Source organism: Streptomyces coeruleorubidus (genome assembly GCF_008705135.1).
GTDB lineage: Bacteria > Actinomycetota > Actinomycetes > Streptomycetales > Streptomycetaceae > Streptomyces > Streptomyces coeruleofuscus.
Genome location: NZ_CP023694.1, coordinates 7,553,712 through 7,579,625, shown reverse-complemented (window position 1 = coordinate 7,579,625; position 25,914 = coordinate 7,553,712). Strand labels below are relative to the sequence as shown.

General features: G+C 72.9%; 22 protein-coding genes. 8 read left to right on the top strand and 14 right to left on the bottom strand.

The features are described from left to right. The first annotated feature begins 161 nt into the window (after nucleotides 1-161). Both CP976_RS34945 and CP976_RS34940 read left to right on the top strand, forming a co-directional pair. Nucleotides 162-623, top strand: coding sequence for a MarR family winged helix-turn-helix transcriptional regulator (locus CP976_RS34945; protein WP_229875289.1), 462 nt, complete (start codon nucleotides 162-164; stop codon nucleotides 621-623). A gap of 233 nt (nucleotides 624-856) precedes the next feature. Continuing rightward, entirely contained in the window at nucleotides 857-3,019 is a 2,163-nt protein-coding gene (locus CP976_RS34940; protein ID WP_150483908.1) for an ATP-binding SpoIIE family protein phosphatase, read from the top strand. A 225-nt stretch (nucleotides 3,020-3,244) separates the two neighbouring features. Here the strand turns inward: CP976_RS34940 and CP976_RS34935 are convergent, their stop codons facing one another. After that, nucleotides 3,245-4,429: a beta-ketoacyl-[acyl-carrier-protein] synthase family protein gene (locus tag CP976_RS34935; protein WP_150483907.1), complete on the bottom strand. Its 1,185-nt coding sequence runs from the start codon at nucleotides 4,427-4,429 to the stop codon at nucleotides 3,245-3,247. Nucleotides 4,430-4,674: 245 nt separating this feature from the next. On the opposite strand from CP976_RS34935, the gene CP976_RS34930 reads away from it, so the two are divergent. Beyond that, a complete protein-coding gene (locus tag CP976_RS34930; protein WP_150483906.1) occupies nucleotides 4,675-6,621 on the top strand; it encodes an SMI1/KNR4 family protein in 1,947 nt (648 codons plus the stop codon). A 15-nt stretch (nucleotides 6,622-6,636) separates the two neighbouring features. Here CP976_RS34930 and CP976_RS34925 read toward each other — a convergent pair whose 3' ends face one another. Further along, nucleotides 6,637-7,533: a helix-turn-helix transcriptional regulator gene (locus CP976_RS34925; RefSeq protein WP_150483905.1), complete on the bottom strand. Its 897-nt coding sequence runs from the start codon at nucleotides 7,531-7,533 to the stop codon at nucleotides 6,637-6,639. 206 nt (nucleotides 7,534-7,739) lie between these two features. Here CP976_RS34925 and CP976_RS34920 point away from each other — a divergent pair, with 206 nt between their 5' ends. Continuing rightward, the gene (locus CP976_RS34920; protein ID WP_150483904.1) at nucleotides 7,740-8,147 is read left to right on the top strand and encodes a (R)-mandelonitrile lyase; all 408 of its coding nucleotides are present in this window, start codon (nucleotides 7,740-7,742) and stop codon (nucleotides 8,145-8,147) included. Between the two features lie 23 nt (nucleotides 8,148-8,170). Next, nucleotides 8,171-8,497, top strand: coding sequence for a carboxymuconolactone decarboxylase family protein (locus CP976_RS34915; RefSeq protein ID WP_150483903.1), 327 nt, complete (start codon nucleotides 8,171-8,173; stop codon nucleotides 8,495-8,497). Between the two features lie 53 nt (nucleotides 8,498-8,550). Here CP976_RS34915 and CP976_RS34910 read toward each other — a convergent pair whose 3' ends face one another. From CP976_RS34910 to CP976_RS34890, 5 genes are all read right to left on the bottom strand, one after another. Beyond that, nucleotides 8,551-10,665 carry an SWIM zinc finger family protein gene (locus CP976_RS34910; RefSeq protein WP_150483902.1) on the bottom strand — a complete coding sequence of 705 codons (2,115 nt, stop codon included), beginning with the start codon at nucleotides 10,663-10,665 and terminating at the stop codon, nucleotides 8,551-8,553. Beyond that, the gene (locus CP976_RS34905) at nucleotides 10,662-13,505 is read right to left on the bottom strand and encodes a DEAD/DEAH box helicase (RefSeq protein ID WP_150483901.1); all 2,844 of its coding nucleotides are present in this window, start codon (nucleotides 13,503-13,505) and stop codon (nucleotides 10,662-10,664) included. The genes CP976_RS34910 and CP976_RS34905 overlap by 4 nt, the downstream gene beginning before the upstream one ends. Nucleotides 13,506-13,611: 106 nt before the next feature. Then, the gene (locus CP976_RS34900) at nucleotides 13,612-14,193 is read right to left on the bottom strand and encodes a sugar kinase (RefSeq protein WP_150483900.1); all 582 of its coding nucleotides are present in this window, start codon (nucleotides 14,191-14,193) and stop codon (nucleotides 13,612-13,614) included. Beyond that, entirely contained in the window at nucleotides 14,190-15,338 is a 1,149-nt protein-coding gene (locus tag CP976_RS34895; protein ID WP_150483899.1) for an ROK family glucokinase, read from the bottom strand. Before CP976_RS34895 ends, CP976_RS34900 begins: the two co-directional genes overlap by 4 nt. Nucleotides 15,339-15,446: 108 nt before the next feature. Continuing rightward, nucleotides 15,447-16,184 carry a GntR family transcriptional regulator gene (locus CP976_RS34890; protein ID WP_184993911.1) on the bottom strand — a complete coding sequence of 246 codons (738 nt, stop codon included), beginning with the start codon at nucleotides 16,182-16,184 and terminating at the stop codon, nucleotides 15,447-15,449. 128 nt (nucleotides 16,185-16,312) lie between these two features. Between CP976_RS34890 and CP976_RS34885 the strand changes: the two genes are divergently transcribed. Beyond that, nucleotides 16,313-17,335, top strand: a complete 1,023-nt coding sequence (locus CP976_RS34885) for a Gfo/Idh/MocA family protein (RefSeq protein WP_150483898.1) — start codon at nucleotides 16,313-16,315, stop codon at nucleotides 17,333-17,335. 19 nt (nucleotides 17,336-17,354) lie between these two features. On the opposite strand, the gene CP976_RS34880 is transcribed toward CP976_RS34885, so the two are convergent. The 3 genes from CP976_RS34880 to CP976_RS34870 all read right to left on the bottom strand — a co-directional run bounded on the left by CP976_RS34880 (nucleotide 17,355) and on the right by CP976_RS34870 (nucleotide 20,685). After that, a complete protein-coding gene (locus CP976_RS34880) occupies nucleotides 17,355-18,038 on the bottom strand; it encodes a response regulator transcription factor (RefSeq protein ID WP_150483897.1) in 684 nt (227 codons plus the stop codon). Nucleotides 18,039-18,136: 98 nt separating this feature from the next. Next, the gene (locus CP976_RS34875; protein WP_229875291.1) at nucleotides 18,137-19,276 is read right to left on the bottom strand and encodes a hypothetical protein; all 1,140 of its coding nucleotides are present in this window, start codon (nucleotides 19,274-19,276) and stop codon (nucleotides 18,137-18,139) included. 131 nt (nucleotides 19,277-19,407) lie between these two features. Beyond that, nucleotides 19,408-20,685 carry a sensor histidine kinase gene (locus CP976_RS34870; RefSeq protein WP_373304849.1) on the bottom strand — a complete coding sequence of 426 codons (1,278 nt, stop codon included), beginning with the start codon at nucleotides 20,683-20,685 and terminating at the stop codon, nucleotides 19,408-19,410. 180 nt (nucleotides 20,686-20,865) lie between these two features. Here CP976_RS34870 and CP976_RS34865 point away from each other — a divergent pair, with 180 nt between their 5' ends. Further along, entirely contained in the window at nucleotides 20,866-21,066 is a 201-nt protein-coding gene (locus tag CP976_RS34865) for a hypothetical protein (protein WP_086600016.1), read from the top strand. A gap of 48 nt (nucleotides 21,067-21,114) precedes the next feature. On the opposite strand, the gene CP976_RS34860 is transcribed toward CP976_RS34865, so the two are convergent. Together CP976_RS34860 and CP976_RS34855 are read right to left on the bottom strand one after the other, a co-directional pair. Further along, entirely contained in the window at nucleotides 21,115-21,510 is a 396-nt protein-coding gene (locus tag CP976_RS34860) for a guanyl-specific ribonuclease (RefSeq protein WP_086849847.1), read from the bottom strand. A gap of 151 nt (nucleotides 21,511-21,661) precedes the next feature. Then, nucleotides 21,662-22,288, bottom strand: a complete 627-nt coding sequence (locus CP976_RS34855) for a dihydrofolate reductase family protein (RefSeq protein WP_086849845.1) — start codon at nucleotides 22,286-22,288, stop codon at nucleotides 21,662-21,664. A gap of 175 nt (nucleotides 22,289-22,463) precedes the next feature. On the opposite strand from CP976_RS34855, the gene CP976_RS34850 reads away from it, so the two are divergent. After that, nucleotides 22,464-23,225 (top strand): SDR family oxidoreductase, encoded by a 762-nt coding sequence (locus tag CP976_RS34850; protein WP_150483896.1) that lies wholly within the window; start codon nucleotides 22,464-22,466, stop codon nucleotides 23,223-23,225. 78 nt (nucleotides 23,226-23,303) lie between these two features. Here the strand turns inward: CP976_RS34850 and alc are convergent, their stop codons facing one another. Together alc and allB are read right to left on the bottom strand one after the other, a co-directional pair. Continuing rightward, nucleotides 23,304-24,419, bottom strand: coding sequence for an allantoicase (gene alc / locus CP976_RS34845; RefSeq protein WP_150483895.1), 1,116 nt, complete (start codon nucleotides 24,417-24,419; stop codon nucleotides 23,304-23,306). Between the two features lie 34 nt (nucleotides 24,420-24,453). After that, nucleotides 24,454-25,794, bottom strand: coding sequence for an allantoinase AllB (allB, locus tag CP976_RS34840; protein ID WP_150483894.1), 1,341 nt, complete (start codon nucleotides 25,792-25,794; stop codon nucleotides 24,454-24,456). Between the last annotated feature and the right edge of the window lie 120 nt (nucleotides 25,795-25,914).

The following is a 25,914-nucleotide window of genomic DNA, read 5'->3' as shown; positions in this document are numbered from 1 at the left end:
TATCAGTTTCAGTCTGACTGAAACGCGGGGCGGGCAGGGGGTATGACGAAAGGAGGAGGGATGGGCCGCCGCCCACGTCGGGCGGCGTCCTTCATGTTGAGACCACGGATGAGTTACAGTCAAGCTGAAACTTCCGTCCCTGGTGGATCCAAGGTCTGACGATGACGAACCACACCCCGAGAGCGGAGACCGGCCCCATGCCGCCGACCAGCCCTGCCTTTCTCCTGGCGGCGCTGGGGCGACACATCCGCGACGACGTCGAGCAATCACTGAAGCCCACCGGGTACACGCTGCGTCACCTGGCGGCTCTGGGGCACCTCCGGCGCGAGCCGGGGATCTCCTACAGTGAACTCGCCCGCCGAGCCGGAGTGACCGCCCAGAGCGCACAGGCCACCGTCCGCCAGCTCGAGCAGCGCGGAGCCGTCGAACGCAGAAGCTTCCCCGGCCGCGGCCACACCGCGGAGCTCCACATCACCGACAGAGGGTACGACCTGCTCGAGGCGGGCAAACGCGCCTATGCGTCAGCGGACGAAGAGCTGAGCCTCGTCCTCGGTAGCGAGCAACTCACCGTTCTGACCCGCTCCTTGCTGACCGCGCTCTCCGCGCACCAGCCAGGCTCGTAGCCCACGGTCCGGGGAGCGACCGACCCGCACGCTGCCTCACGCCAGACATATCCGTCTTTCACTGGCAGGCGACGCTGCCGTGGTCTGACGGTCCCGGATCCGCCGACGCGGGCGAAGGTGCCCCGGGTGTTATTGAATGAGGTGTGCGGTCAGGGATCCGAGGACCCTGTCGCACGGGTTCTGGCCGGGCCCCGGCGCCGTGCCGGGGTTGGCGAGCGAGCCGAGAGAGTCGCATGGACGCCACACCCTCACCCTCGTCTTCGTCGCCGTTCGACATGGTCAGCAGCGCCCTGGGGCAGTACATCCCGCGCGGCGCAGCGGCGGAGGCCGCCGGTTCTGCCGTCTCGCAGGGCGACCGCGCCGCCCGCCAGCACGTACCCGCCAACCCGGCGCCCGGCCGTCAGGAGCAGATTCTCGGCGCGGTCAACCTGGACCGGGATCTGAGGATCACCCGCTGCAATCTGGACGCCCCCGTCTTCGCGGGGCTGGACGCCGCGACCGGGTGCTCTTTCGTCGATCTTCTGCCTCCCGGGGACGTACCGACGGTCACACGGCGGTTGCGGCAGGTCCTCGAGACCGGTGAGCCGCACGTCGCCCGGGTCCAGCGCCTTCGGCGCGGCGACGGGTCGGAGCTGGTGGTCTCGATGAGCATCCTGGCCGCCGCGGCGCCCCAGGAGGGCCTGACCGTCACCCTGATCGCCATGGCCAGGAGGCTGCACCTGTACGCCGCCGAGACCGCGATCGGCACCTCGCTGGACATCGGCGAGACCGCGCAGTCGCTGGCGGAGTCCCTGCTGGCCTGGGGAGACGTGGCGGCCATCGACCTCGACTTCGCCGTGTGGACGGGCGAGGGGGTCGCCGGGCAGCGGCACGGGCGCGTCCGGCTGCGGCGGGCGGCCCTGGTGCCGGACCGGGTGTGGCCGGACGGCTATGTGACCCCGGGCGACGATCTTCCCGGCGATGCGAGTCGCCTGCTGTCGCTGGCGATACGGCGGGACGACGCGGCTCAGGCCATCGTCATCCCCGACCGGGAGGCGATCGAGCGGGTGCTCGGCAGTCCGAGGCTGGTCCGTGCCCTGGTGCCCGGTGACGGCGCGGCGGCCGTGGCGTGCATACCACTGGTCCTGGACGGCACGCCGCCCGTCGTTCTGGGGGTGGCGGAGGTGTGGCGGAGGGCGGACCGCCCCTTCGGCGACAGCGAGCTGCTCGACCTTCAGGAACTGGTGGCCCGGACCTCTCATCACGTCGACCTGGCCCGTCAGCACCAGCGCGAGCACACGCAGGTACTGGCGTTGCAGCGCCGGCTGCTGCCACGGACCGGCGGCGACACCATCGAGACCGCCAGCGTCTACCAGCCCGCCACCCCCGACAGCGCGGGCGTCGGCGGTGACTGGGTGAACAGCTTTCCGCTGCCGGACGGCCGTACCGCGCTCGTGGTCGGTGACGTCGTCGGGCACGGCCTGGGAGCCGCCGCGACCATGGGACAGCTGAGCATGGAGGCCCGTGCGCTGCTGTCCGCCGGGCTGGCGCCCGACGAGGTGCTGGAGCACCTGGACGAGACCGTGACGCTGCTGGACGACGCGGATTCCGGGCTGGCGGCCGGCTACAGCGCCCTCGGGTCGACCTGCTGCATCGCCGTTTACGACCCGGTCAGCCACCGCGTGGCGCTGTCCAGCGCCGGCCACCTCCCCCCGGTCCTGGTGCCCCCGGGCGGGCCCGCCGGCCCGCTCGCAGTCCGCCCCCACCCCGGCCTGGGTACCGAGTTCGCGCTGCGGGAGCCGTTCGACGTGCAGGCGTTCGCCGCTCCCCCGGGCTCGCTGCTCGCCCTCTACACCGACGGCCTGGTGGAGGATCCCTCCGTATCGATTGACGAGGGCATCGGCAGGCTGGCGGACGCCGTGTCCGCGGTGCACCCCTGGGACGCCCTGCCGCAGGCCGCGCGGGGCCTGGTCTCCGCGCTGGCGCCCGTGCGCCGGCGCGACGACGTGACCCTGCTGCTCGCGCGCATGATCGGCTACCGCAAGGGGGACACCGCGACCTGGCGTCTGCCCGCCCGCGACGACGCGGCCGCCCGGGCCCGCACAGTGGTCTCCGCGCTGCTGGGGCGATGGCACACCAGAGCCGACACCCGGGACAAGGTGGTGCTGGTGGTCGACGAGCTGGTCGCCAACGCGGTCCGCTTCGCCGGCGGCCCCCTCACGGTACGGCTGATCAGGACGGGTCACGGGCTGCTGTGCGAGGTGGGCGACACCGGCAACGGCAGGCCGCGGCTGGGCCGCAGCGAGCTCCTCGACGACAGTGGTCGTGGCCTGCAGGTCGTGCACAGACTCACCACCCGGTGGGGGGTGCGGTGGACGGAGACCGGCAAAGTGGTCTGGGCGGCATTCGGGACGTGACGCGGTCGCGGACGTGACGCGGTCGCGGACGTGTCGGGCGGCGTGCGCTTGTCAGGCGGCACCACCGGCCGTACGGCCGGCACACCGGTGGTGGGGGCGGCACAGCCGGTGGCAGGGGCGGCACAGCCGGTGGTACGGGCGACCGGGCGGCCTAACCGGTGGTACGGGTGGCCCGCCCCCTGACATGGGCGGCCCGCCCCCTGGTACGGGTGGCGCGAGCTCGCACTACAGCCACTCCCCCTGGAGGGCCGTGGCCGTGAGGCCCGGGGCCGCCGCGTACAGGACGGCGCGGTCGCCCGGTTTCTGCCCGGCGTCGTGCGCCCTCCGCAGGATGTCGAACACGGCGGCGCCTCCGCGGTTGCCGCTGGTGTAGCTGTCCCGGCTGTAGTCCAGCAGCCCCGACGGCCACCCATCGGGCATCGTCTGCTCCATGTACTCCAGTACCCGCGTCCCGCCGGGGTGCGCGAGCAGAACGTCGGGGTGCCAGGAGTCGGGGTCGTCCTGGTAGCGGAGGTGCAGCCACTCCCACATCGCGGTGACCGTCTCCTGTACGGCGCGCGGCCCGCGCCGGTCCATCACGAAGTGGGTGCCGTCCGCCCGTGTCTCCAGGCGGTGCAGGTCCTGGGTGCCGGGCAGAGTGTGGTGCCAGGCGGCGTCCAGCCGCAGCACCGACTCGGGCCTCGGGCGGCCCGTGACCACGGCGGCGACCGCGGTGTCCGCGAACAGCAACCGGACGATCAGGGACTCCAGGGTGTCGTCCGAGGGCTGGTAGGTCGTGCTCAGCGCCTCCGCGATCACGACCAGGACCACCCGGTCGGGGTCCGCGGCCACGAGATCCGCCGCCAGCGCCAGGGAGCGGGTCCCGGCGATGCAGGCCCACTGCGTGGCAGGCAGCAGCATCACGTCGTTGCGAAGCGGGAGTTGGTTGGCCAGGGCGATGTCCAGCCCCGGCAGCGCCGGAGTGGTGGAGTGGCTGGTGATCAGGCAGTCGACGTCTGCGGCGTCCAGCCCGGCGATCTGCAGGGCCCCGCGTGCCGCGCGCTCCCCGTAGGACTGCACGGCCGCCCAGGCCGGCGCGGTGCGCTCCTGGACGGTCTGCGGTGCGGGTATCGCCTCGAGGGCCGCGATCACGCGGTCCACGTCCTGCTCGGTGAACCCGTCGCGGGTCAGCGCCTCTCGGGCCGGCCCGATGCCGGCAGTCCGCAGGGCGCTCCCGTCGCCAGGCGCGACGGCGGTCTCCAGCGGCAGCATCCACCCGCGGGTCTCGATGCCCGTACTGGCCGCGATGCCTTCGATCCGCGGCGCCCACGCGGCGTCCGGGTGCCGGCCGCTCACTTCCGCCACGATCTGGCTGGTTTCCACGGCGTGCTCGCCGTGTATCACGGCAGGAGGGCAGAGGTAAGCGGCCATAATTGGCACCTTTCCAAGGGGGATTAAGGGGGATCAGGGGGGAACATCACGAGTGCTGTGTCATGGATCACTTCGGCACTTCACATCCAATTCGATGACGGTTCGCTCCACTTCGGGCGCCGACATCCGCGTCGAGCATGGACGCCAAATGGACATTTCCGCTGTGATGCACGCAACTTAGACAGTCATCGGAGTGCGTGACCTGACACACACTGTTGTCAGTGGCAGGTGGCAGCATCGGGCGTATGACGGACACCACGGCATTCGACTGGCGGTCGTTCCTGCTCAGGTGGAGCGGGGAGTGGGCGGATTCCCTGCCGGACGACGAGACGCGGGGCGAGGACGACGAGACCGCGCGGCGGGCGCGGTGGCTGGGGTTCGCGCCCGCGTCCGAAGAGCGCATCGCAGCCATGGAAGAGCGCCTCGGCCGCCGGATGCCCCCGTCCTACCGGGAGTTCCTGAAGGTCAGCGACGGGTGGCGGCACGCGGGCGGGTTCGTGTGGCTGCTGGCGGGGACCGAGGACGCGCACTGGCACAACAACGAGTCGGAGCTGGCGGACCTGTTCGAGGAGTACCTGGACGAGGACGCCGGGCCCGAGGAGCGGCGGGAGGCGGACATCTGGCGGCGCGGGCTGCAACTCGACGTCGAGTCCGACGTCACCCACGTCCTCATGGATCCCGAGGACGTGGACGAGGACGGGGAGTGGGCTGTCTATTCGTGGGCGAGCTGGCGGGCCGAGCCACCCGAGCGGCACGCCAACTTCGTCGAGTTCATGCGGGACATGTACCGGGAGTTCCACGGCCTGCGCGCACACGGCAGTGACGAGGAGCCGGTGTTCGTCAACGACACGACGGAAAAGCTGGACTCCCTCGTGCGGGAGGCCCGGCTGGAGGCGCTGCGCGGCGGCTGGGAGCGGGCCGGGAAGGCGCTGGACGAGGCCAAGGAGTACGGCAGACCGCGGGCCGCCGGGCTGGGCGACCAGATACGCCGCCTGCTCGGACAGACCTACATGGTGTACTTCGAGGACCTGGTGACGGACCCGCGGTACGCGCCCGATCTGCTGCCGCCGCTGGTCGCCGAGCACGCGGCGCACTCGTACCGGGACGACTCCACGCTGATGTTCCATCTGCGGGGCGCCGGCGACGACGTGGTGTCACTGGCTCACACGACGCTGGATCAGGTGCGGAACGGAACGTACCGGTACACGGCGGCGGGACCGTTCGGTGAGGCGGTCGAGCGGGCGCGGGAGTTGGCGCGGTGGGGAGACACCGACGGGGCGTGGCGGACACTGCGGAGCGCCGTACCCCTGTGGGAGCCGCTGGGACCGGACCACCTGGCGCCGCTCGGGTGGGTCGCCGACCCCGTGCTCGGGCCGCTGCTGACGCCGGAGCGGGGCCGCGAGTTGCTGTCCACGCCAAGGGGCGGGCAGGCGGGTGAGGCGCCGAGTCCGACGGCCGGGCTCGACCCGGGCGGCCTCGCGTGGCTCGCGGAGCCGGACCCGGGCAACAACCGCACGTCGTACCGGTTCGTCCTGGTGGAGGGGGTGGAGCCGGAGGAACTGCCCGGGCGTCTCGCGGACGGGGACGGCACCCTGCTGAACGAACCCATGACCTTCTGGGAGGCGCGCGACAGATCGCTGCGCGACCGAAGCGAGTTCTCGTCCTACGACGACAGGGCTCTCATGGCGGTCGGCCGGGCCGGCACCGGCTGGAGCTTCGCCTTCGACGGCGCCCCCGCCCCGTTCCACCGGCAGCGGTTCGTCTCGCCGGCCGGGGCTGCCAGCGCGGGCACCCGCGCGGTGGTGGTGTGGAGCGGCCTGAGGACATCGCACCGGGAGCCTTTCTTCCACCTTTCGGTAGCGCGAGACGGCACCGAGCAGTACGCGTTCACCTACGCGGACGGAGAGGTCCGGTCAAGCGGGGAGATACCCCGGGCACTCGATCCGAGCCGGTTCTTCGGTGACGTGGAGAACGGCGCCGGGGCGGAACGGCCGTTGCTGGAAGCGGTGGCCGGGGAGTTCCGCGTCTGTCTGCCGCGACATGCCCTCGTTGGCGGGCGGCTGCACACGTTCGTCACCCGTTCATGGACGCGGCCGCCCGCGGACGGAGAGACGTACATGGTGATCCGTATGCACCCTGGAGCCCCACGCCCGACGGGCGGTGAGTGGTCGGGAGGCGACGGGCCGCACTGACGCCGAAACCGGCTGTCACGGTGATGAACGCGCTCCGGGACCTGACGGATGACTGGTGGGCTCGGCGTTCTCGGTCGCGGCCCAGGAGGCCAGGAGTCGCAGGGCGTCGTGCTCGGGTGTGCCGGAGGCGGCGGTGTAAGCGGTGAGGGTCAGGCCGGGCTGGGCGGGCAGTTCCATGGCGTCGAAGTCGAAGGTGAGGACGCCGACGGCCGGGTGGCGGAAGGATTTCCGGCCGGTGTGGTGCAGGCGCACGTTGTGCTTGGCCCAGGCGGTGCGGAACTCCTCGCTGCGGGTGACGAGTTCGCCGATGAGTCCGGTGAGGTCACGGTCGTGCGGTGCCCGTCCCGCCTCGGTGCGCAGCAGGGCGACGGTGGTGTTCACCGACTGATCCCAGTCGGGAAAGAAGTCGCGGCCGTCGGGATCGAGGAACTGGAAGCGGGCGATATTGGCCGTCGCGGTGGCGGGGTCGGGAAAGAGCGGGGAGTACAGGGCGCGGCCGAGGCGGTTGGCGGCGAGGATGTCCAGGCGGCCGTTGCGGATAAAGGCCGGGGAGTCGGTCATGGAGTGCAGAACGCGCAGGACGCTGTCGGGCAGCGGGCCGCGGGCTCGTGTGCGCCGGGTGGGGCGTTTGGCGGCGGCGCGGGCCAGGTCGTGGAGGTGGGCGCGTTCGGCGTCGTCGAGCTGGAGGGCGTTCGCGACGGCGTCGAGGACCTCTTCCGAGGCACCCGCCAGGCGGCCGCGCTCCAGGCGGATGTAGTAGTCGATGCTGACGCCGGCGAGCATGGCGACCTCTTCGCGGCGCAGGCCCGGCACGCGCCGGTTGCCGCCGTAGGCGGGCAGGCCGGCCTGCTGGGGGGTGATCCTGGCGCGGCGGGTGGCCAGGAACTCGCGGATGTCGCCCTCGGTACTCACGCGGTCCAGGCTAGGGGGTGTCCGTAAAGTCCCGCCTGCCCCGCGGGCGGACGACGGGACTTTACGGACACCCCCTGGGCCGGACGGCGCAGGTGTGGGGGGTCCTGTCAGTACCGGTAACGGCAGACCCTTCTCCAGCCCATCGGGCTTCGGTTTCCTCGGTGATGAAGCGGTCGGCAAGACCCCCTACGCCCGAGAGAGACACCATGGAATTCGTCAAGCAGCAGGACACCGTCAAGGCCCCCACGGACTGGTTCACCGGCGACGTCTGGTTCGACGTGATCCACGCGGGCAAGGAGCCGTCCCGGATGCGTGCCAACCTGGTCCGCTTCTCCCCCGGCGCCCGTACCCACTGGCACTCGCACGTGCTGGGCCAGACCCTGCACGTCGTCTCCGGCACCGCCCTGATCGGCACCCGTGACGGCACGGTCTTCGAAGCGCACCCGGGCGAGACGGTCACCTGCCCTCCGAACGAGGAGCACTGGCACGGCGCCACCCCCGGTCGCTTCATGGAGCACATCGCCATGTGGGAGGGCAAGGGCGACGGCAGCGAGGAAACCACCTGGAACGAGCCGGTCACCGACGAGCAGTACAACCGCCCCCGCAGCCGCTGACCACACAGCATTAAGGACATACGATGACCGACCAGCCCCGGCAGATCGGCGGCGGACGCCGCACGATCGGCGACGTCGCTCCGAAGCTCGCCGAACTGACCGACGACGTCCTGTTCGAGGACGTGTGGAATCGCACCGAACTGGCCGCCCGCGACCGCAGCCTGATCACCGTGGCCGTCCTCATCGCGGGCGGCGACACCGACCAGTTGCGCTTCCACCTCGGACGAGCCAAGGAGAACGGCGTCACCGAGACCGAGCTCATCGAGGCCATCACGCACCTCGCCTTCTACGCCGGCTGGCCCAAGGCCATGACGGCGGTCACGGTCGCGAAGCAGGTCTTCTCGGACTGAGCACCGGGGAGAACCGAGCAGTCAGAAACGTTGGTGGCCGTCCCCGCACCGGCTCAGAGATCGCTCGCCATGCCCAGCCCCGTCAGGGCCCCGACCGGGTCCAGGTCGGGGGTGCCCCGGGGCCACCAGTCCTCCTGGCCCGGCTCGGACTCGTAGGCGTACCACAGGCCGTCGCGGCCCAGGCGGAGCTGGACGTGGCCGTGAGGGTGGGTGAGGTGGTTGCGCCAGGGGCGGAAGGCGGGCATGTCGGCGGCGAGGAGCAGCGGACGGGCCCGGTCGAACCGGCCGGCCGGCGGGTCCCACGGCTCCTCCAGTACGGCCAGGCCCTCCGGTCCGCCCTGGCGCCAGGCGGCGACCGCACGGGCCAGCTCGGACGGGGTGCGGCCCGCCGCGGTGGCCAGGGAGGAGTAGAGCGCCCGGGTGCCCGCGGTGAGTCCCGAGCCGGGGCGGGCCGCGGCCAGGCGGACCGCGTCTTCCCAGAGCGTCAGCTGCCCGACCGGGTCGCGGCCCGTCGTGAGCAGGGCGTGGGCCCGCGCGGCGGCGTCCGTGGCCAGCTGGTCCAGCGCGAACGGGTCCGGGCCGCCGGGGGACGCCGGGTAGGCCGGGGGCTGTTCGGGGTGCGGGGGCGGCGGCAGCGGTGCCGGCAGGGGCGGGAGGGCGCGCGGTGTGAGAACGTCACTGGCCCGCACTCCGGGGAGAGGCGCCGGCCCCTTGTCCTGGGCGGCGCGCGCCGCGCGGGTGGCACTCAGCCGGGACAGCGCGTCGAGCAGCTCGCGTTCGCCCCGGCCGCGCAGCAGGAGCAGGACGAAGGGGTCGGCGTCGAGCAGCCGCGCGGTCTGGTAGCAGAGGGCTGCGGCGTGCTTGCAGGGGTGGCCCCGGTCGGGGCAGCTGCACCGCGGCTCCAGATCGCCCGGGCCCGGCAGGAGGGGCACACCGCAGTCCGCGAGGGACTGGGGCATCTCCTTGTCGAGGAGTGCCGCGATGTGCCCGGGCCGGTCGGCGGCGGCGTCCAGGAACCGCTCCCAGTCCTGGTCGTCGAGCGTGCGCAGCCGCACCTGCACGCGGTACGGGCGCGGACGGCTGCCCCGCACGTACGCCAGCACGAGGCCGGGCGTCACGGTGATGGCGTCGACATGCCCCTGCCCGGCATAACCCCGCCCGCGCTCCAGCCGCTTGACGTCCAGCGCGCCCTGCTCCAGCGCGGTGACCCACGCGTTCCCCCACCAGCTCTCGGCGAAGCCCTTGTCGTCCGGCTCCCGGGGCGGGAAGGCCGGGAAGGTGCGGCGGAGTTCGTTGTCGCGGTTGGGAGCGGCCATGGAGTGGGGGGCCAGGGGGCTGTGGAGGCTGCCAGGAGCCCGGGGGACCGGGGGCGGGGTGGTGGAAGGGGCGGGGGCATGGGGAGGCGCGGTGGCTGGGGCGGCGTCGGGGATGCCGGGGCCCGGTGAGGGCGCGTCCTCATGGCCGGTCTCGTCCGGGGCCTCGGGTGTCCCGCCGGGGTCCGTCGCGGGCATCCGGAAGGCGTCGGACAGCACCTGCCGTACGTCACGCGCTTCCCCGCCGACGGCGTTTCCGCGCGCCCGCCGGAGGGCCGCCGCCCGCTCGTCCACACGGCTCTGCCGTGTCCCCCGCCTGCGCCGGGCCCCTTCGCTCTCCGTCTCCTTCCGTGCCCGCCGCGCGTCCTCCCGAGCGGCGCGCAGCGCCTCGCGTGCGACGTCCGCCGCGCGGGGGGCCGGCCGGTCGGTGCCGCCTGAGGGAGCGGTCACCGTGCTCTCGGGTGGGGCGGAAGACCGGTCCTGCTCGCCGCTGGGAGCACCGGCCGAGTCCGTCGGGGCCGGGGCCTCCCCGATCTCCCCCCGGTGGTCGGAGCCGCCCGGCCCCGCGGGTCCCGGCGTGCCCCGCGAGGTGTCTCCCGGCTGATCGGCGAGCGCCTCGGCATCTGCGTCCGGCAGCGCGCCCATGTCCCTCGCCGGGCCCGCGCCGCCCCGGTGTTCGGACACCGCCCTCCGCAGCGCCTCACGGGCGACGTCTGCCGGTTGGGGTGCCTCCTGCCCGACGGGGGCCGGGGCAGGAGAGGGCGCGGGACGGGAAGCCGGTGCCGGGTCGGACGCCGTCCGCTCGCGGGCCGCCCGCAGGGCCCGGCGCGCCTCGTCGGCCGGGCGGGGCGTCATGGCGTGCTCCGCAGGGAGACCAGGTCGGACAGCTCGCGGTCCGTCAGTTCGGTGAGGGCCGACTCGCCGGAGCCGAGGATCGCGTCGGCGAGGGCGCGCTTGGCCTGGAGCATCTCGGCGATGCGGTCCTCGATCGTGCCCTCGGTGATGAGGCGGTGGACCTGCACGGGCTGGGTCTGGCCGATGCGGTAGGCACGGTCGGTGGCCTGTTCCTCGACGGCCGGGTTCCACCAGCGGTCGAAGTGGACGACGTGACCCGCGCGGGTGAGGTTGAGGCCGGTGCCCGCCGCCTTGAGGGACAGCACCAGGACCGGGGTCGAGCCGGCCTGGAAGCGGTCCACCATGCGCTCCCGCTCCGGTACCGGCGTGCCGCCGTGGAGAAGGTCGACCGGGACCGCCCGGGTGGCCAGGTGGGAGGTGATCAGGCGGGCCATCCCGACGTACTGGGTGAAGACCAGAGCTGAGCCGTCTTCGGCGAGCAGGGTGTCCAACAGCTCGTCCAGCAGCGCGAGTTTGCCGGAGCGGGCGGCGAGCCGGTCGCCGCCGGCCCGGGGCTCCTCCTTCAGGTACAGCGCCGGGTGGTTGCAGATCTGCTTCAGCGACGTCAGGAGCTTCAGCACCAGGCCGCGGCGTGCCATGCCCTCGGCGGTCTCGATGGCGAGCATCGACTCGCGGACCACCGCCTCGTACAGCGCGCCCTGTTCACGGGTGAGCGGCACCGGGTGGTCGGTCTCCGTCTTGGGCGGCAGCTCGGGGACGATGCCCGGGTCGGACTTCTTCCGGCGCAGCAGGAAGGGCCGTACCAGGCGGGCCAGGCGCTCCACCGCTTCCTCGTCCTCGCCGGTCTCCACGGCACGGGCGTGCCGGGCGCGGAAGGACTTCAGCGGGCCGAGGAGGCCCGGGGTGGTCCAGTCGAGCAGCGCCCACAGCTCCGACAGGTTGTTCTCGACGGGCGTGCCGGTCAGGGCCACACGCGCGGGGGACGGGATCGTGCGCAGCGCCCTGGCGGTGGCCGAGTAGGGGTTCTTGACGTGCTGCGCCTCGTCGGCGACGACCATGCCCCACACCTGCCCGGCCAGCGCGGGGGCCGCGGAACGCATCGTGCCGTACGTGGTGAGGACGAAGCCGCCGTCCAGGTCGTCCAGGCTGCGGTCCGGGCCGTGGAAGCGGCGGACGGGGACGCCGGGTGCGAAGCGGGTGATCTCCCGCTGCCAGTTGCCCAGCAGCGAGGCCGGGCAGACCACCAGGGTCGGCTCGCGGCGGGCCCGCTTCAGGTGCAGGGCGATGAGGGTGACGGTCTTGCCGAGGCCCATGTCGTCGGCGAGGCAGCCGCCGAGGCCGAGGGAGGTCATCAGGTCGAGCCAGGCCAGGCCCCGGAGCTGGTAGTCCCGGAGGGTGGCGTGCAGGCCGGGCGGCGGTGCGGCCGGGCGTACTCCCGCGGTGAGGCGGTCGCGCAGGGCGGCCAGCGCGCCGGCCGGTACGGCCTCGACCGTCTCGCCGTCCACGTCGGCGGTGCCGGTGAGGGCGACGGACAGCGCGTCGACCGGGTCGAGCAGCCCCAGGTCCCGCTTGCGGGCCTTGCGGACGAGGGCCGGGTCGACCAGGACCCACTGGTCGCGCAGCCGGACGACCGGGCGGTGGGCCTCGGCGAGGGCGTCCATCTCGCTCTCGCTGAGCGGGTCACCGCCGAGCGCCAGCTGCCAGCGGAACTGGAGCAGGTCCTCGCTCTCGAAGAAGCCGGTGCCGTCGGTCGCCGAGCCGGGGGCCGGCCGGACCACCGCGGCGGCCGAGAGGTCCTGGGCCAGGTCCCTGGGCCAGTGCACGGCGACGCCGGCCGCGGCGAGCCGGGTGGCCGCGACGCCGAGCAGGTCGCTCAGCTCCTCCTCGGTCAGTGCCAGCACGTCGGGCACGTCCTGGTCGGAGAGCCGGTCGAGCGGAGGCCAGACCCGGGCCGCGCGGCGGACGGCGAGGGCCGCGTCCACCCGGGCGCGCGGGCCGAAGGCCTCGTCCGCCTCGCCCGCCCACAGCGCCGCCGCGTCGGCGACGAGGGTGGGGTCGGCGAGGCTGTGCACCTGGACGATCGCGGCGCCGGCGCCGCGCGCGCCGCCGTCGAAGGCGTTGTCGAACAGGTCGTACGCCGAGAGGTCCAGCCGGAGCGAGACCCGCACGCCGGCGTCCATGCCGGCGGCGACCTCGGCGGCCCAGTCGTGGGCGTCGGGCAGGTGCTGGGCTTCGCGGGCCGCGAAGGGCCTGCCGGTGGTGTGGGGTGCGGCCGGGGTGCGCGGCAGGGTGTCGGCGACCGCGTCGAGGAAGGCGCGTACCAGCGCTTCCGGTTCGGGCAGGCTGATCGGGCCCGGGCCGGGCAGCGGGACGGCGTGTCCCTCGTACGGCAGGGCGGCGGCGACCGCGCGCAGGTGCGCGATGTCGTCCGGGTCCAGCGGGCCGGCGCGCCAGGCGTCGTGGCCCGTGGGGGTCAGGCCGGGCAGCAGCCGGCCGCGCGCGGTCAGCCGCAGGGCGTGCAGGGCGGCGGCGCCCCAGCAGGCGGTGGCGGGATGGGCCGCGGGGTCGTGCCGGGCGCGCACCAGGAGCGGCAGGGCCTCGTCCAGCGGGAGGGTCAGCGCCGGGGCGGTCCGCCGGCGGACTCCGGCGCCGTGCCGCCGTACGACGGTGAGCTCGGTGTTCTCGGTGAGCTCTGTGGCCTCTGCGGGCAGGGGCTCCCCTTCGGGGTCCCAGAAGGCCATGCGCCCGTCGCGCGGGACAGGCGCGGGCAGGAAGACGGCCGGGAGCCGGACCGGGACCGTCCGCTCCCCCCGCTCGGCTGTCACAGCCGTGTCGCCCATACGTCCTGCCACCTCCCGCCCGCGTTTCGGATCAGCTGTCTCCGACTCTACGGGCGGGGTCTGACAATCGGCCCCGGCGGCCGCGCCGGCCGAGCCGGGCTTCGGATCAGGGCACCGTCCGGGACACCACGTACACCCAGGGGTACGCCGGGTTGGACAGGTCCACCACCACGTCGTGCGTGGGCGCGGGGTTCTTCTGCCGGTGGACGAAGCCGTACCACGAGTCGCCCTCGGGGAACTTCCAGCCGGTGACCTTGCGGTCGCGGGCGCCGATGGTGATGTGGTCCTTCTTCAGGTCCTTCCGGGTCACGCCCAGGCCCGTCAGATAGGCGTCCAGACCGGCCGCGTTGGTCTCGAACTGGGCGTACAGGCGGCTGGTCTTCCAGTTGTTGGTCTCGTAGTACGCCACGTGCCAGGCCGGGTGCGGGACGGGCACCTGGTAGATCCGGCGCTGGAGTTTGGAGGGCCAGCCCTCGGTCAGGCCGGTCGCCGAGTACTTCGCCTCCTTGTCCTTGCCGCTGTCCCGGCTCTGGTTCGCGGAGATCACCAGGTAGCCCGCCGGGATGCCGATGAGCAGCACGATGATCAGCAGGGTGAGCGCCCTGCGGCGGATCATGTGGCGGCGGTCCTCGGCCGGGCGTTCCTCGCCGTCCGGCCAGGAGCCCTGGTGCGGCAGGGATGCGGTCACAGCGTCTCCTGGGTACTGCGGAGCGACTGCGTGTACCGCTCGTAGCGCTCGTACCGCTCCACCCGGCGGCGCTTGGCGCGCCGGAAGCGGCGGGCGACCAGCCGGGCGAGGTCGGCGGCGCCGACCATGCCGGCCTCGGGGCCGAGCTGGGCCCGGGCGATACGGGCCTCGGGGCGGTAGCCGCGGCCGGTCAGATGCCTGCGGAACGCGTCCCTGGCGGGGCCGATCAGCAGGTCGTCGGCGGCCGAGACGCCGCCGCCGATGACGAAGCAGGAGGGGTCGAGGGCGGCCGCGAGGTTGGCGATGCCGACGCCGAGCCACTGGCCGATGTCCTGGAGCAGCTCGATGCACATGGCGTCACCCTCGCGGGCCAGCTCGGTGATCATCGGGCCGGTGATGTCGCCGATGTTGCCCTTGACGTGCTCGATGATCCCGTACGCCACCGGCGAGTCGGCCGCGGCCAGCTCGCGCGCCTCGCGGACCAGGGCGTTTCCGGAGCTGTACTGCTCCCAGCAGCCGCGGTTGCCGCACGGGCAGCGGTGGCCGCCGGGCACGACCTGCATGTGGCCGAACTCGCCGGCGACGCCGTACTTGCCGCGCTTGACCTGGCCGTCCTCCAGGATCGCGCCGCCGATGCCGGTGCCGAGCGTGATCATCACGAGGTGGTCCTCGCCGCGGCCGGCGCCGAAACGCCACTCGGCCCAGGCGGCGGTGTTGGCGTCGTTGTCCACGAGGACCGGCACGGAGAGCCGGCCCGAGAGGCGGTCGCGCAGCGGTTCGTTGCGCCAGGACAGGTGGGGGGCGAACAGCACGCGGTTGCGGTCGGCGTCGACCCAGCCGGCGGCGCCGATGCCGACGGCGTGCACGTCGTGCCGGTCCGAGAGGTCCAGGACCAGCTCGGCGATGGTGTCCTCCACGACCTTGGGGCTCTTGGACTTGTCCGGCGTCTCCGTGCGGACCTTCTCCAGGATGTTGCCGTCGGCGTCCACGACGCCCGCCATCACCTTCGTACCGCCGATGTCGATGCCGACCGTCGGCACGCGGGGTGCCGTCAGGTGTGAGCGGCGCTCCCGGGTGCCGACGGTGCGGAGCACGGTGGCACGGCGGGAGCCGATGGGGGCGGTGAAGTCGCGGTAGGTGCTCATCGCCGCCGATTCTGCCTCACGGGGAGGCAGGGTGCGGAGCAGAGGGGTGGTGCGGATCGTCGCCGAGTGCGGGTTCGTGGGGGCTGGTCGCGCAGTTCCCCGCGCCCCTTAAGTACGCACCAGCAACTGGAATTCGAAGGAATAGCGCGTCGGGCGGTACGTATGCGTGCCGTACTCGACCGCGCGGCCCGTGTCGTCGAACGTGACGCGTTGCATGGTGAGCAGCGGGGCCCCCGTCTCCTCCGCCAGCCGTTCCGCCTCCACCGTCGTCGCCGCGCGGGCGCCGATCGACTGGCGGGCGCTGTGCAGGGTGATGCCGGCCGCGCGCATCAGGCGGTACAGGCCCGTGGTCTCCAGTTGGCCGGTGTCGAGGTCGATGAGGCCGGGGGGCAGGAAGTTGCAGAGGTAGGCCATGGGCTCGCCGTGGGCGAGGCGGAGGCGTTCCACGCGGTGGACGTCGCTGTCCTCGGCGACGCCGAGTGCGGCGGCGACCTCGGCGGAGGCGGGGACGAGCGTGTTGACGAGGACCTTGGTGGCCGGGCGCTGGCCCGCCGCCTCCAGGTCGTCGTAGAGGCTGCTGAGCTCCAGCGGGCGCTTGACCTGGCTGTGCACGACCTGGGTGCCCACACCGCGGCGGCGTACGAGGAGGCCCTTGTCGACGAGCGACTGGATGGCCTGGCGGACGGTCGGCCGGGACAGGCCGAGCCGGGCGGCGAGCTCGATCTCGTTGCCCAGCAGGCTGCCGGGGGTCAGCGTGCCGTGCTCGATCGCGGCCTCCAGCTGCTGGGACAGCTGGAAGTACAACGGCACGGGAGAGCTGCGGTCCACGCTCAGCTCGAGCTGCACGGTCGGGTCCACTTCTGGTTTCGGCACGGGCCGAGCGTAGCTCCGTGCGTTGTTGACGGGAAGTTGTGTAGTCAGATTGTCCGGACATTCAGATTGACAGGGGCGGGCTGGGCACGCACTTTGTTTTCATGCGCATCGGCGTCATCGGAACGGGCCGTATCGGCACAATCCACGCGAACACCCTCAGCCGGCACCGCGACGTCGGCTCCCTGATCCTCACGGACGCGGACGTCTCGCGGGCCCAGGACCTGGCGCACCGGCTGGGTGAGACGGCCGCGCCCGGCGTGGAGGAGATCTTCCGGTGGGGGGTCGACGCCGTGGTGATCACGACGGCGACGTCGGCCCACGCCGAACTGATCGGTCGGGCAGCTCGCTCGGGCCTGCCGGTGTTCTGTGAGAAGCCCATCGCGCTGGATCTGCCGGGGACACTGAGCGCGATCGCCGAGGTGGAGACGGCCGGGACGGTGCTCCAGATGGGCTTCCAGCGCCGCTTCGACGCCGGATACACGGGCGCCCGCGAGGCCGTGCGCTCCGGCAGGCTGGGGCGGCTGCACACCGTGCGGGCGCTGACCAGTGACCAGACCCCGCCGCCCGCGGCGTGGCTGCCGCTGTCCGGCGGGCTGTACCGGGACACGCTGATCCACGACTTCGACGTGCTGCGCTGGGTGACGGGCCGGGAGGTGGCGGACGTGTACGCGGCCGGATCCGACGCCGGGCCCGCGATGTTCCGCGCGGCGGGCGACGTCGACACCGGTGCCGCGCTCCTCACCCTCGACGACGGCACGCTCGCCACCATCACCGGCGCCCGCCTGAACGGGGCCGGCTACGACGTGCGCATGGAGCTGGCCGGGGAGCTCGACCAGATCGTGGTCGGCCTGGACGACCGTACGCCGATCGCGTCCACCGAGCCGACCGGGCCGCCGGCCGCGGACAAGCCCTGGACGGGCTTCCTGGAGCGCTTCGGCCCCGCCTACGAGGCGGAGCTGAACGCGTTCGTCGAGGTCGTTCGGGGCGAGCGGGCCAACCCCTGCGACGGGCGCGAGGCGCTTCAGGCGCTGCGCGTCGCCGAGGCGTGCGAGCTGTCGCGCCGGGAGCGCAGGCCGGTGCACCTCGCGGAGATCCCCGGCGGGGCCGCCGCCCCCTTCGTGTGACGGCGGGCCCGCGAGGCGGTCAGTGGCCGTGGCCCTCCTGTTCCTCCTCCAGGAGTCCCGCGTCGTACGCCAGCAGGGCGATCTGCACCCGGTTGTTGAGGTCGAGCTTGGCCAGGATGCGGGAGACGTGCGTCTTGACCGTGGCGACGCTCATGAACAGGCCCGTGGCGATCTCGGCGTTGGACAGGCCCCGGCCGACCGCGACGGCGACCTCGCGCTCGCGGTCGTTGAGGGCGGCCATGCGTGCACGCGCGCGTGTGCGGCGGGTGTCGGCGGCGGTGCCGACCGCGTGCAGCATCAGCTGGCGGGTCACGGTGGGCGACAGGACCGGGTCGCCGGCCGCGACCCGGCGTACCGCCGCGAGGATCTCGGTGGGCGGGGTGTCCTTGAGGACGAATCCGGCGGCGCCCGCGCGCAGCGCCCGCAGGACCTGTTCGTCGGCGTGGAAGGTGGTGAGGACCACCACCTGGGGAGCGTCCTTGCGGGCGCGCAGCCGCTCCGTGGCCGTGAGACCGTCCACCGTCGGCATCCGGATGTCCATGAGCACGACGTCCGGGCGGGTGCGGTCGACGAGCGCCTCCACCTCGCCGCCGTCGGCCGCCTCGCCGACGATCTCGATGTCGTCGGCCCCGCCCATCATGAAGGACAGTCCGGCCCGCACCAGCGGATCGTCGTCGACGAGGAGCAGTCTGATCGCAGTCATGGGCCATACGTAATCACGGCCGGGGCGGATGCGGGGCCGGACGGGCGCCGGTCCGCGCCAACGCCCTGGCCGGAACGCGGTGTTGACCGGCCGTGTGCTCAGGCGCGCAGCGTCACCCCGAACAGGGCGCGCAGGCGGCTGATCTCCCACCAGACCACCGCCGTCACCGAGGCGGGACCGCCGATGACGGCGAGGGCCTGGATCATCGGCGGTCCGGGCGGCAGGCCGCCGGCGAGCAGGCTGATGGCGGTGAACTCCCACACCAGCGTGCCGGTCAGCAGGGCGGGGAGCGCGGCGTGCACGGCCGCGGTGTTGAAGCCGGTGCGGATGGCCGGACCGGTGGCGAACCCCACGAAGAACAGCAGCCAGGCCAGGGGCAGGGCGGTCGCGAGGATCAGCCAGGGGGCGGCGCCCGCCGAACCGGAGGAGGGCGTCTGGTTCCGGTGCAGCAGCATGATCGCCCCGCCGAGCAGCGGGACGGCCGTCACGGCTCCGATGTACCAGCCGGCCGACCGCAGGGCGGCCCGCACCCGCACCCGCATGGCCGACCTGGTCTCCGCCGACGCCCACCGGAACAGCACGGCGATCACGACGGGTGCGCTCAGGAGCAGCAGGGGCGGGGTGACCGCCAGCCGCATCATGTACTGCTCCTGGGCCTCGGCGACGTCCTCCGGCTTGCCGTACATGGCGAGCAGCAGCAGGGACATGGCGGCCGCGGTCCAGGCCCGTACCTTCTGCACGCGCGTCACGTGCCGGTCGTCGACGGCTCGGTGCGTGTGCGGGAACAGCCGGTGGGCGAGGTTGCGGGCCGAGCGCGCGAACGAGTAGCCCAGCACGAGCGGCAGGAACGCGAACCAGGTGCACGGAGCGAGCAGCACCAGCCACATGCAGCCGGAGACCCGCGGCTGCCCCTGCCGCAACAGCTCGCGGACCGACGGCCATTCGCCACCGCGCAGACCGCCCCGGCCCGGGCCGCGGGTGCCCGGCGGCGGCTGGGGGACGTACGGGTACGGCTGCGGGTGCGGGTACGGCTGGGGGACGTACGGGTACGGCTGTGGGTGCGTGTGCGGGTGCGGGGGGTACGGCTGAGGGTGCGGGTAGCCGTACGGCGCCGGGCCCGGCTGAGGCGGCACGTAATGCGGCGGCATGTAGGGGCCGTTGGCCGGAGGCGGCGGATACGGTCCGCCGTTCGGCGGCCCGGGCGGCTGGTACGGATTGGTGGGTCCCCCGAAACTCACGTGCAAGTCCCTTCCGTTACTCACGGTGCTGAAGACGGCACAAACATCAGCCATCGTCACAGCCAAGTCAACTCGCTTTGGGACCTGGGGTCATGGGGTCGGCATGCGCGCGATCCCGAAGTGCCGAGGAGTCAGCAGGCCCACGGCAGCCACGCCCGGACCTCGAACCCGCCCTGCGGGGTGTGGCCGTGCTCCAAGCGGCCGCCCGTGAGGGTCGCTCGTTCCGTCAGGCCGATCAGGCCCTGGCCGGAGCCGGGGACGGGCGGCACCTCGCCCTCGGGGGGCGGGTTGTGCACGGAGACGGTGAGGCCGTCGCCCGGTGCGCCGGTGACGGACACCGTGACCTCCGTGCCGGGGGCGTGCTTGCGGGCGTTGGTCAGGCCCTCCTGGACGATCCGGTACGCGGTGCGGCCGACGGAGGACGGGACGGTGCCGGCGTCGTCGACGCGGTGGTCGAGGGCCACCTTCATGCCGGCCTCACGCGACTCGGCGACAAGGGTGTCCAGCGCGCCGAGCGTCGGCTGCGGCCGGCCCGTGTCGTCGGGCTCCCCCGCCCGCAGGACTCCGATGATCTCGCGCAGGTCCTGGAGGGCCTCGTGCGCGCTCTCCCGGATCACCCCCGCCGCCCGCGCCGTCTCCGCCGGGGGTGCGTCGGGCCGGAACTCCAGGGCGCCCGCGTGCACGCTGAGCAGGGTCAGCCGGTGGGCCAGCACGTCGTGCATCTCCCGCGCGATGGCCTCACGGGCGAGCCGCTGCGCCTGCTCGGCCCGCAGCCGCGCCTCCGTCTCGGCCCGCCGGGCCCGGTCCCTGAGGCTCACCATGAGCTGCCGCTTGGACCGTACGAACATGCCCCAGCCGACGATCGCCAGGGTGAGCACCATGGCGAAGGGCACGCTCACCAGGTAGGGGACGTCCGCGTCGGGGCGCGCCCAGTAGTACAGCGGGGCCAGGGCCGCGTTGATGCCGCCCACCCAGGCCACGTAGCGGAAGGGACGGTGCACGGCGAGGGTGAACAGGGCGATCAGACCCGCCCCGCCCGCCGTCTCCGAGAGGAAGGTGATGGGGACCATCGCCACGGCGAGCCCCAGCGGCCAGCGGCGGCGCAGCCAGACGGCCGCGCAGGCCAGCGCCCCGGTCAGCTGGTCGACGACGGCCAGCCATTCCGGGACATGGGGGTTGTTGTTGAGCGCCTCGATGGCGGCCGCGCCCACCAGCACGGCCACCACGAAGCAGGAGAAGTCGACGACCCAGTCGCGGGCGGTGCGCCGGGGCCGTTGCCCGGCCCGTGCGGCGTCGGGGTCGAGCTCGTGCAGCAGGGCGGAGGGGACGAACCATCTGCGCCCGGTGAACAACGCAGGTGTCTCGCCCGTCAGCACCGGGGAGGCCTGCCCCGCGTTGTCACCACTCACGGTCGGCAAATCTACGCAGGTCCGGGCGCGTTCACCTCACTCTGGCCGGAATCGTCGACCAAAGTCACCGCATCGCAGACTTTCGGCGCGGCCGACGGGGTCCGGACGGGGACTTCCGTCCAACGGACGCTCGCCCCGCGGCCGATGTGCGTGGGGGGTCCGCGGGGCGAGGCTCGTGCCATGAAGCAGGTGCTGGAGATTCTCGGCTTCCTCGCCCTCGTACAGGGCGTGGCGGGCCTGGTACACGAGTTCACCGACTGGAACTGGGGCCTCGTGCAACGACTTGGGTTCCTCGACGGCTACGAGATCTACGCGAGCGTCGTCCTGCTCGTGCTGGGTGTCGCCCTGTTCGCGGCGGCCGGGAGCCGGAAGTCCGTCTGAGCACGCGGGCGGACTTCCGGCCGGCGTTCACGGAGGTGACCGCCCGGCTCAGCAGCCGTAGTCGACCAGGTCGAACGACTCGTAGTGGTCGGCCGTGTAGTAGTCCTCCCGGTTCTCCTCACCGGTGACGATGCGCCGCGCACCGCGGGTGGAGGAGCCGGGGGTGATGACCGTGTACTCGTGGTAGTAGCCGGACGACTGGCTCGGCAGGATGCCCTCCCGGTTCTGGAAGACGGTGCCGTCCTGCTCGAACGGGAAGGGGCCGCCCTGTTCGATCAGGTCGAGCGTGTCGTGGGCCTGGGACGGCAGGTCGCCGTAGCAGATGCTGCCGACGGCGGTGGGGGCCGCGTCGGCCGTGGTGGCGGAGACGGTACCGCCGACGAGGAGGGCGGACAGGAGGGCGGCTGCTGCGCCGAGCCGCGAGGCGCGTGGGGGGAAATTCATGCGCACATGATGACGCGCGTAGACAGTGGCATGTCAATGACAAGCCCGGAGATTTTCCCGTCAAGTCCGATGAGTTAGCGGGAAGTTAACCTCCGCCCGGCGCCCGCACGCGCTGTTCACCAGGGCCGGTGAGGACGCCGGGGCGGGGCGGCTACGCGTCCTCCGGCAGCGCGTACTCGCCGTACTCCGGACGGCCCGCCACCTCGTACGTCTGGATCGAGACGCCCGTGCTGGTGACGCTCCCTCCGGCGTGCCGGAAGGCGGTCGGTACGGCGCCCTCCGGGAACAGCCGGAACCCGGCGCCGAGCACGACCGGGAAGGTCAGCAGATGCAGCGAGTCGACGAGGCCGTGCGCCAGCAGGGACCGGACGAGGGCGCCGCTGCCGTGCACCTGGATCTCGCCGTCGGTGCGCTCCTTCAGGGCCGTGACCTCCTTGGCGAGGTCGCCGGTGAGCACGGTGGTGCCCGCCCACTCGGGGTCCTTGAGCGTCGAGGACGGGACGTACTTCGGCAGGGCGTTGAGTTTCGAGGCGACCGGATCGGCGGGGTCGGTCACCTTCGGCCAGAACGTGTTGAAGATGTCGTACGTGCGGCGCCCGAGCAGGAAGGCGTGCGGCCGTGCGAAGACCTCGTCGATGAAGCGGCCGAAGTCCTCGTCGGCGTACGGGAAGCTCCAGCCGCCGTGGGTGAAGCCGCCCCGGGTGTCCTCGTGAGGGCCGCCCGGGGCCTGGTAGACGCCGTCGAGGGTGACGAAGAGGGTGGAGACGAGCTTGCCCATGGCGGGTGCCCTTCTTCTCGGAAACGGTCGGGTCTGTTGTCATCGGTTCAGACCCCGTGGGCGTCCGCAACTCATCGCTCGGCCGTACGGCTCCCGCGGCGCGGGAACCCGAGGAGCCCACCTCGACGTCCGTTCACCGCCAGCCCCGGTGTCGGCCGGCCGGTGGGATGGACCCATGACTTCTCAAGGAACTCTCGGAAATCTCGGAACTCTCAACGGCAAGGCGGCGCTCGTGACCGGCGCGAGCCGTGGCATCGGCGCGGCGACGGCCCTGCGGCTGGCCCGGGAGGGCGCGGACGTGGCGGTCGGCTACGTGAACGGCAAGGAGGCGGCCGAGGACGTCGTACGGGCCGTGGAGGAGCTGGGGCGCCGGGCGGTGGCGGTGCGCGCGGACGCGGCGGACGCCGCCGAGGCGGCCGGTGCCGTGACCGCCGCGGCCGAGGCGCTGGGCGGCCTCGACATCCTGGTGAACAACGCGGGCGTGGGGGTGCTCGGGCCACTGGAGACCCTGTCGCTCGCCGACGTGGACCGCGTCCTCGCCGTCAACGTGCGCGGGGTCTTCCTGACCTCCCAGGCCGCCGCCGCGCGCATGCCCGAGGGCGGGCGGATCATCACGATCGGCAGTTGCATGGCGCAGCGCGTGCCGGGGCCCGGCGGCACGCTCTACGCCACGAGCAAGGCGGCCCTGGCCGGTATGACCAAGGCGCTGGCCAGGGAGCTGGGCGGGCGCGGGATCACGGCGAACCTCGTCCACCCGGGGCCGATCGACACCGACATGAATCCGGCGGACGGGCCGTACGCGGCCGGCCAGGCGGCGATGACGGCGCTGGGGCGGTTCGGGACGGCGGACGAGGTGGCGTCGATGGTGGCGTATCTGGCCGGGGCGACGTACGTCACCGGTGCGGAGTTCGCCGTGGACGGCGGGCACGCGGCGTGAGGAAGGGGGCGCACCGGTACTGAGACAGGGGGCGCACCGGTGCTGTCGGGCCGGTGCGCCCCCTGGGGTGGGGCCGGCTCAGCCGCCCAGTTCCTGGTGACGCGCCGCGAGGCGCCGCGCACCGTCCTCCGTCAGGGAGCCGAACAGCCGCAGCCGGGAGATGCCGCCGTCCGGGAAGATGTCGACGCGCGCGTGGGTGCCGACGGCCGGGACCGGGAGTACGAAGCGGTGGTCGGTGTCGGGCTGGAGGCGCGTGCGGGGCAGGATCTCCCGCCACTGGCCGTCCTCGCCGTCGCGCACGGATACCGAGGCCCAGCCGGCGCTGTTGCCCTTGAGGTACGCGGTGTCGATCTCCAGGGCGCGGATCCGGGACTGGGCGGCCAGCCGGTAGCGGATCCAGTCGTGGCCCTGGTCACGGCGGCGCCGGGTCTCCCAGCCGTCGTCCATCTTGCGGGAGCGTCCCGGCTGGATGGTGTTGGTGGCGGGCGAGTAGAAGAGGTCGGAGGCGTCCTCGACCCGGCCGCCGTTCTCCAGGGCGACGACGTCGAAGGTACCGAGCACCTCCAGCCAGGCGGGGTCCGGGACGACCTCGCCGTGCACGCGCAGGCGGGCGATGCCGCCGTCGGGGTGCTGGTTGACCCGCAGGTGGGTGAAGCGCTGCTCGACCGCGACGGGGAAGCCGTTCGCCGCGTGGCCGCCGACCGGGGTGCGCGGAACGAGGGTCGTCCACTTCACGTCGTCCCCGAGGAGCTCCTCCGGCGACGGGGAGCCCGGCACGCAGGTGCCCTCGACGGACACGGCCTGCGGGTAGTTGCCGCGGAAGTGCGCCGTGTCGACGACGATCCCCCGGACCACGCCCGGGGCACCGAGGCGGACCAGCGCCCAGTCGTGGTCCTCCGCGGTCGGCCAGGGGTGCTCGGCGGAGGCGCCCCGGCGGCGGCGCGTCTCCCAGCCGTCCATGATCTTGCCCTTGTGCCCGAAGTGCTCGGGGTCGAACTCGGCGCGCCCGGGCACCAGCAGGTTCTCGCGCTGGGCGAAGAACTCGTCGTTGGCGGCGATGACACCGGCGCCGAGGCGCCGGTCGGCGAGGTCGGCGTACTGGGTGAAGGGGAAGTCGGCGGTGCGGTAGTCCGCGTACGGGTCGCCGCCTCCGTAGGGGTTCGCGTCGCCGGTGAAGCTGGGAATCGCCGTCACGGTGATCAGGTGCCTTTCTCGTCCGGAATGGGGATCAGTCGGTTCGGGTGAGGAGTCGCCCCTTCGGTTCGGTGAACTCGCCGTCCGCGACGATGCGCTGCCCGCGCAGCCAGGTGGACTTCACGACGCCGTACAGGGTCCTGCCCGCGTAGGCCGTGACGTGGTTGCGGTGCTGGAGGGCCACGGGGTCGACGGTGAAGGTCTCGTCGGGGGCGAGGACGGCGAAGTCGGCGTCGCGGCCGGCCGCGATGGCGCCCTTGCGGTCGTCGAGCCCGACGAGTTCGGACGTCCGCGCGGACATCCAGCGGACCACGTCCTCCAGGCCGTGCCCGCGCCTGCGGGCCTCGGTCCACACCGCCGACAGGCTCAGCTGGAGCCCGGAGATGCCGCCCCAGGCCGTAGCGAAGTCGTCGGTCTTCAGGTCGGCGGTGGACGGGGAGTGGTCGGTGACGACGCAGTCGATGGTGCCGTCGGCCAGCGCCTGCCAGAGCAGGTCCTGGTTGGCGGCCTCGCGGATCGGCGGGCAGCACTTGAACTCGCTGGCTCCGTCGGGGACTTCCTCGGCGGTGAGGGTGAGGTAGTGGGGGCAGGTCTCCACGGTGACGCGGACGCCCTCCGCCCGCGCCTCGGCGATCATCGGCAGGGCGTCGCTGGAGGACAGGTGGAGCACGTGCACGCGCGCGTCGAGGGCCTTCGCCTCGCGGATGAGCCGGGCGATGGCGGTGTCCTCGGCGTCCCGGGGGCGGGAGGCGAGGAAGTCGGCGTATCTGGGGCCGGGCCGCTGCGGGGCGGAGGCGAGGAGGTGGGGGTCCTCGGCGTGCACGATGAGCAGGCCGTCGAAGGCGGCGATCTCGGTCATGGTGCGGGCGAGCGGGTCCCGTTCGAGGTGCGGGAACTCGTCGACTCCGGACGGCGACAGGAACGCCTTGAAGCCGAAGACGCCGGCCTCGTGCAGCGGGCGCAGGTCGGTGGTGTTGTCGGGCAGGGCGCCGCCCCAGAAGCCGACGTCGATGTGCGCCTTGTCGGCGGCGACCTGCTGCTTGGTCCGCAGGTGCGCGACGGTCGTGGTCGGCGGGAGGGAGTTGAGGGGCATGTCGACGAGGGTCGTGATGCCGCCGGCCGCGGCGGCGCGGGTGGCGGTCCAGAAGCCCTCCCACTCGGTGCGTCCGGGATCGTTGACGTGCACGTGGGTGTCGACCAGGCCGGGCAGCAGGACGTGGTCGCCCAGGTCCTCCAGGCGGGCGGTCTCCGGTACGGGTGCGTCGTACGGGAGGACGGCAGTGATCTTGCCCGCGGCGACCGCGACCGATGCGGCGCGCGTCCCCTCGGGAGTGATGACACGCGTCGAGCGAAGCACCAGTTCAGCGTCGGACACCCGGACCCCTTTCTTCAACGTTCTGTTGAAGGAGTCTTCACTCCCGTTCCGGCCCCGTCAAGGGCACACTGCTACAGGACACACCAGCACCCCTCCCCTGGACTTTTCCACGAAGCGGAA

What these genes read in the sequence shown, in the direction of transcription:
- CP976_RS34935 (WP_150483907.1), bottom strand. Translation starts at nt 4,429, where the DNA reads ATGGCCGCTTACCTCTGCCCTCCTGCCGTGATACACGGCGAGCACGCC.
- CP976_RS34860 (WP_086849847.1), bottom strand. Translation starts at nt 21,510, where the DNA reads ATGAATTTCCCCCCACGCGCCTCGCGGCTCGGCGCAGCAGCCGCCCTC.
- CP976_RS34895 (WP_150483899.1), bottom strand. Translation starts at nt 15,338, where the DNA reads ATGAGCACCTACCGCGACTTCACCGCCCCCATCGGCTCCCGCCGTGCC.
- CP976_RS34885 (WP_150483898.1), top strand. Translation starts at nt 16,313, where the DNA reads ATGCGCATCGGCGTCATCGGAACGGGCCGTATCGGCACAATCCACGCG.
- CP976_RS34945 (WP_229875289.1), top strand. Translation starts at nt 162, where the DNA reads ATGACGAACCACACCCCGAGAGCGGAGACCGGCCCCATGCCGCCGACC.
- CP976_RS34850 (WP_150483896.1), top strand. Translation starts at nt 22,464, where the DNA reads ATGACTTCTCAAGGAACTCTCGGAAATCTCGGAACTCTCAACGGCAAG.
- CP976_RS34865 (WP_086600016.1), top strand. Translation starts at nt 20,866, where the DNA reads ATGAAGCAGGTGCTGGAGATTCTCGGCTTCCTCGCCCTCGTACAGGGC.
- CP976_RS34855 (WP_086849845.1), bottom strand. Translation starts at nt 22,288, where the DNA reads ATGGGCAAGCTCGTCTCCACCCTCTTCGTCACCCTCGACGGCGTCTAC.
- CP976_RS34910 (WP_150483902.1), bottom strand. Translation starts at nt 10,665, where the DNA reads ATGACGCCCCGCCCGGCCGACGAGGCGCGCCGGGCCCTGCGGGCGGCC.
- CP976_RS34940 (WP_150483908.1), top strand. Translation starts at nt 857, where the DNA reads ATGGACGCCACACCCTCACCCTCGTCTTCGTCGCCGTTCGACATGGTC.
- CP976_RS34930 (WP_150483906.1), top strand. Translation starts at nt 4,675, where the DNA reads ATGACGGACACCACGGCATTCGACTGGCGGTCGTTCCTGCTCAGGTGG.
- CP976_RS34920 (WP_150483904.1), top strand. Translation starts at nt 7,740, where the DNA reads ATGGAATTCGTCAAGCAGCAGGACACCGTCAAGGCCCCCACGGACTGG.
- CP976_RS34880 (WP_150483897.1), bottom strand. Translation starts at nt 18,038, where the DNA reads ATGACTGCGATCAGACTGCTCCTCGTCGACGACGATCCGCTGGTGCGG.
- CP976_RS34905 (WP_150483901.1), bottom strand. Translation starts at nt 13,505, where the DNA reads ATGGGCGACACGGCTGTGACAGCCGAGCGGGGGGAGCGGACGGTCCCG.
- CP976_RS34915 (WP_150483903.1), top strand. Translation starts at nt 8,171, where the DNA reads ATGACCGACCAGCCCCGGCAGATCGGCGGCGGACGCCGCACGATCGGC.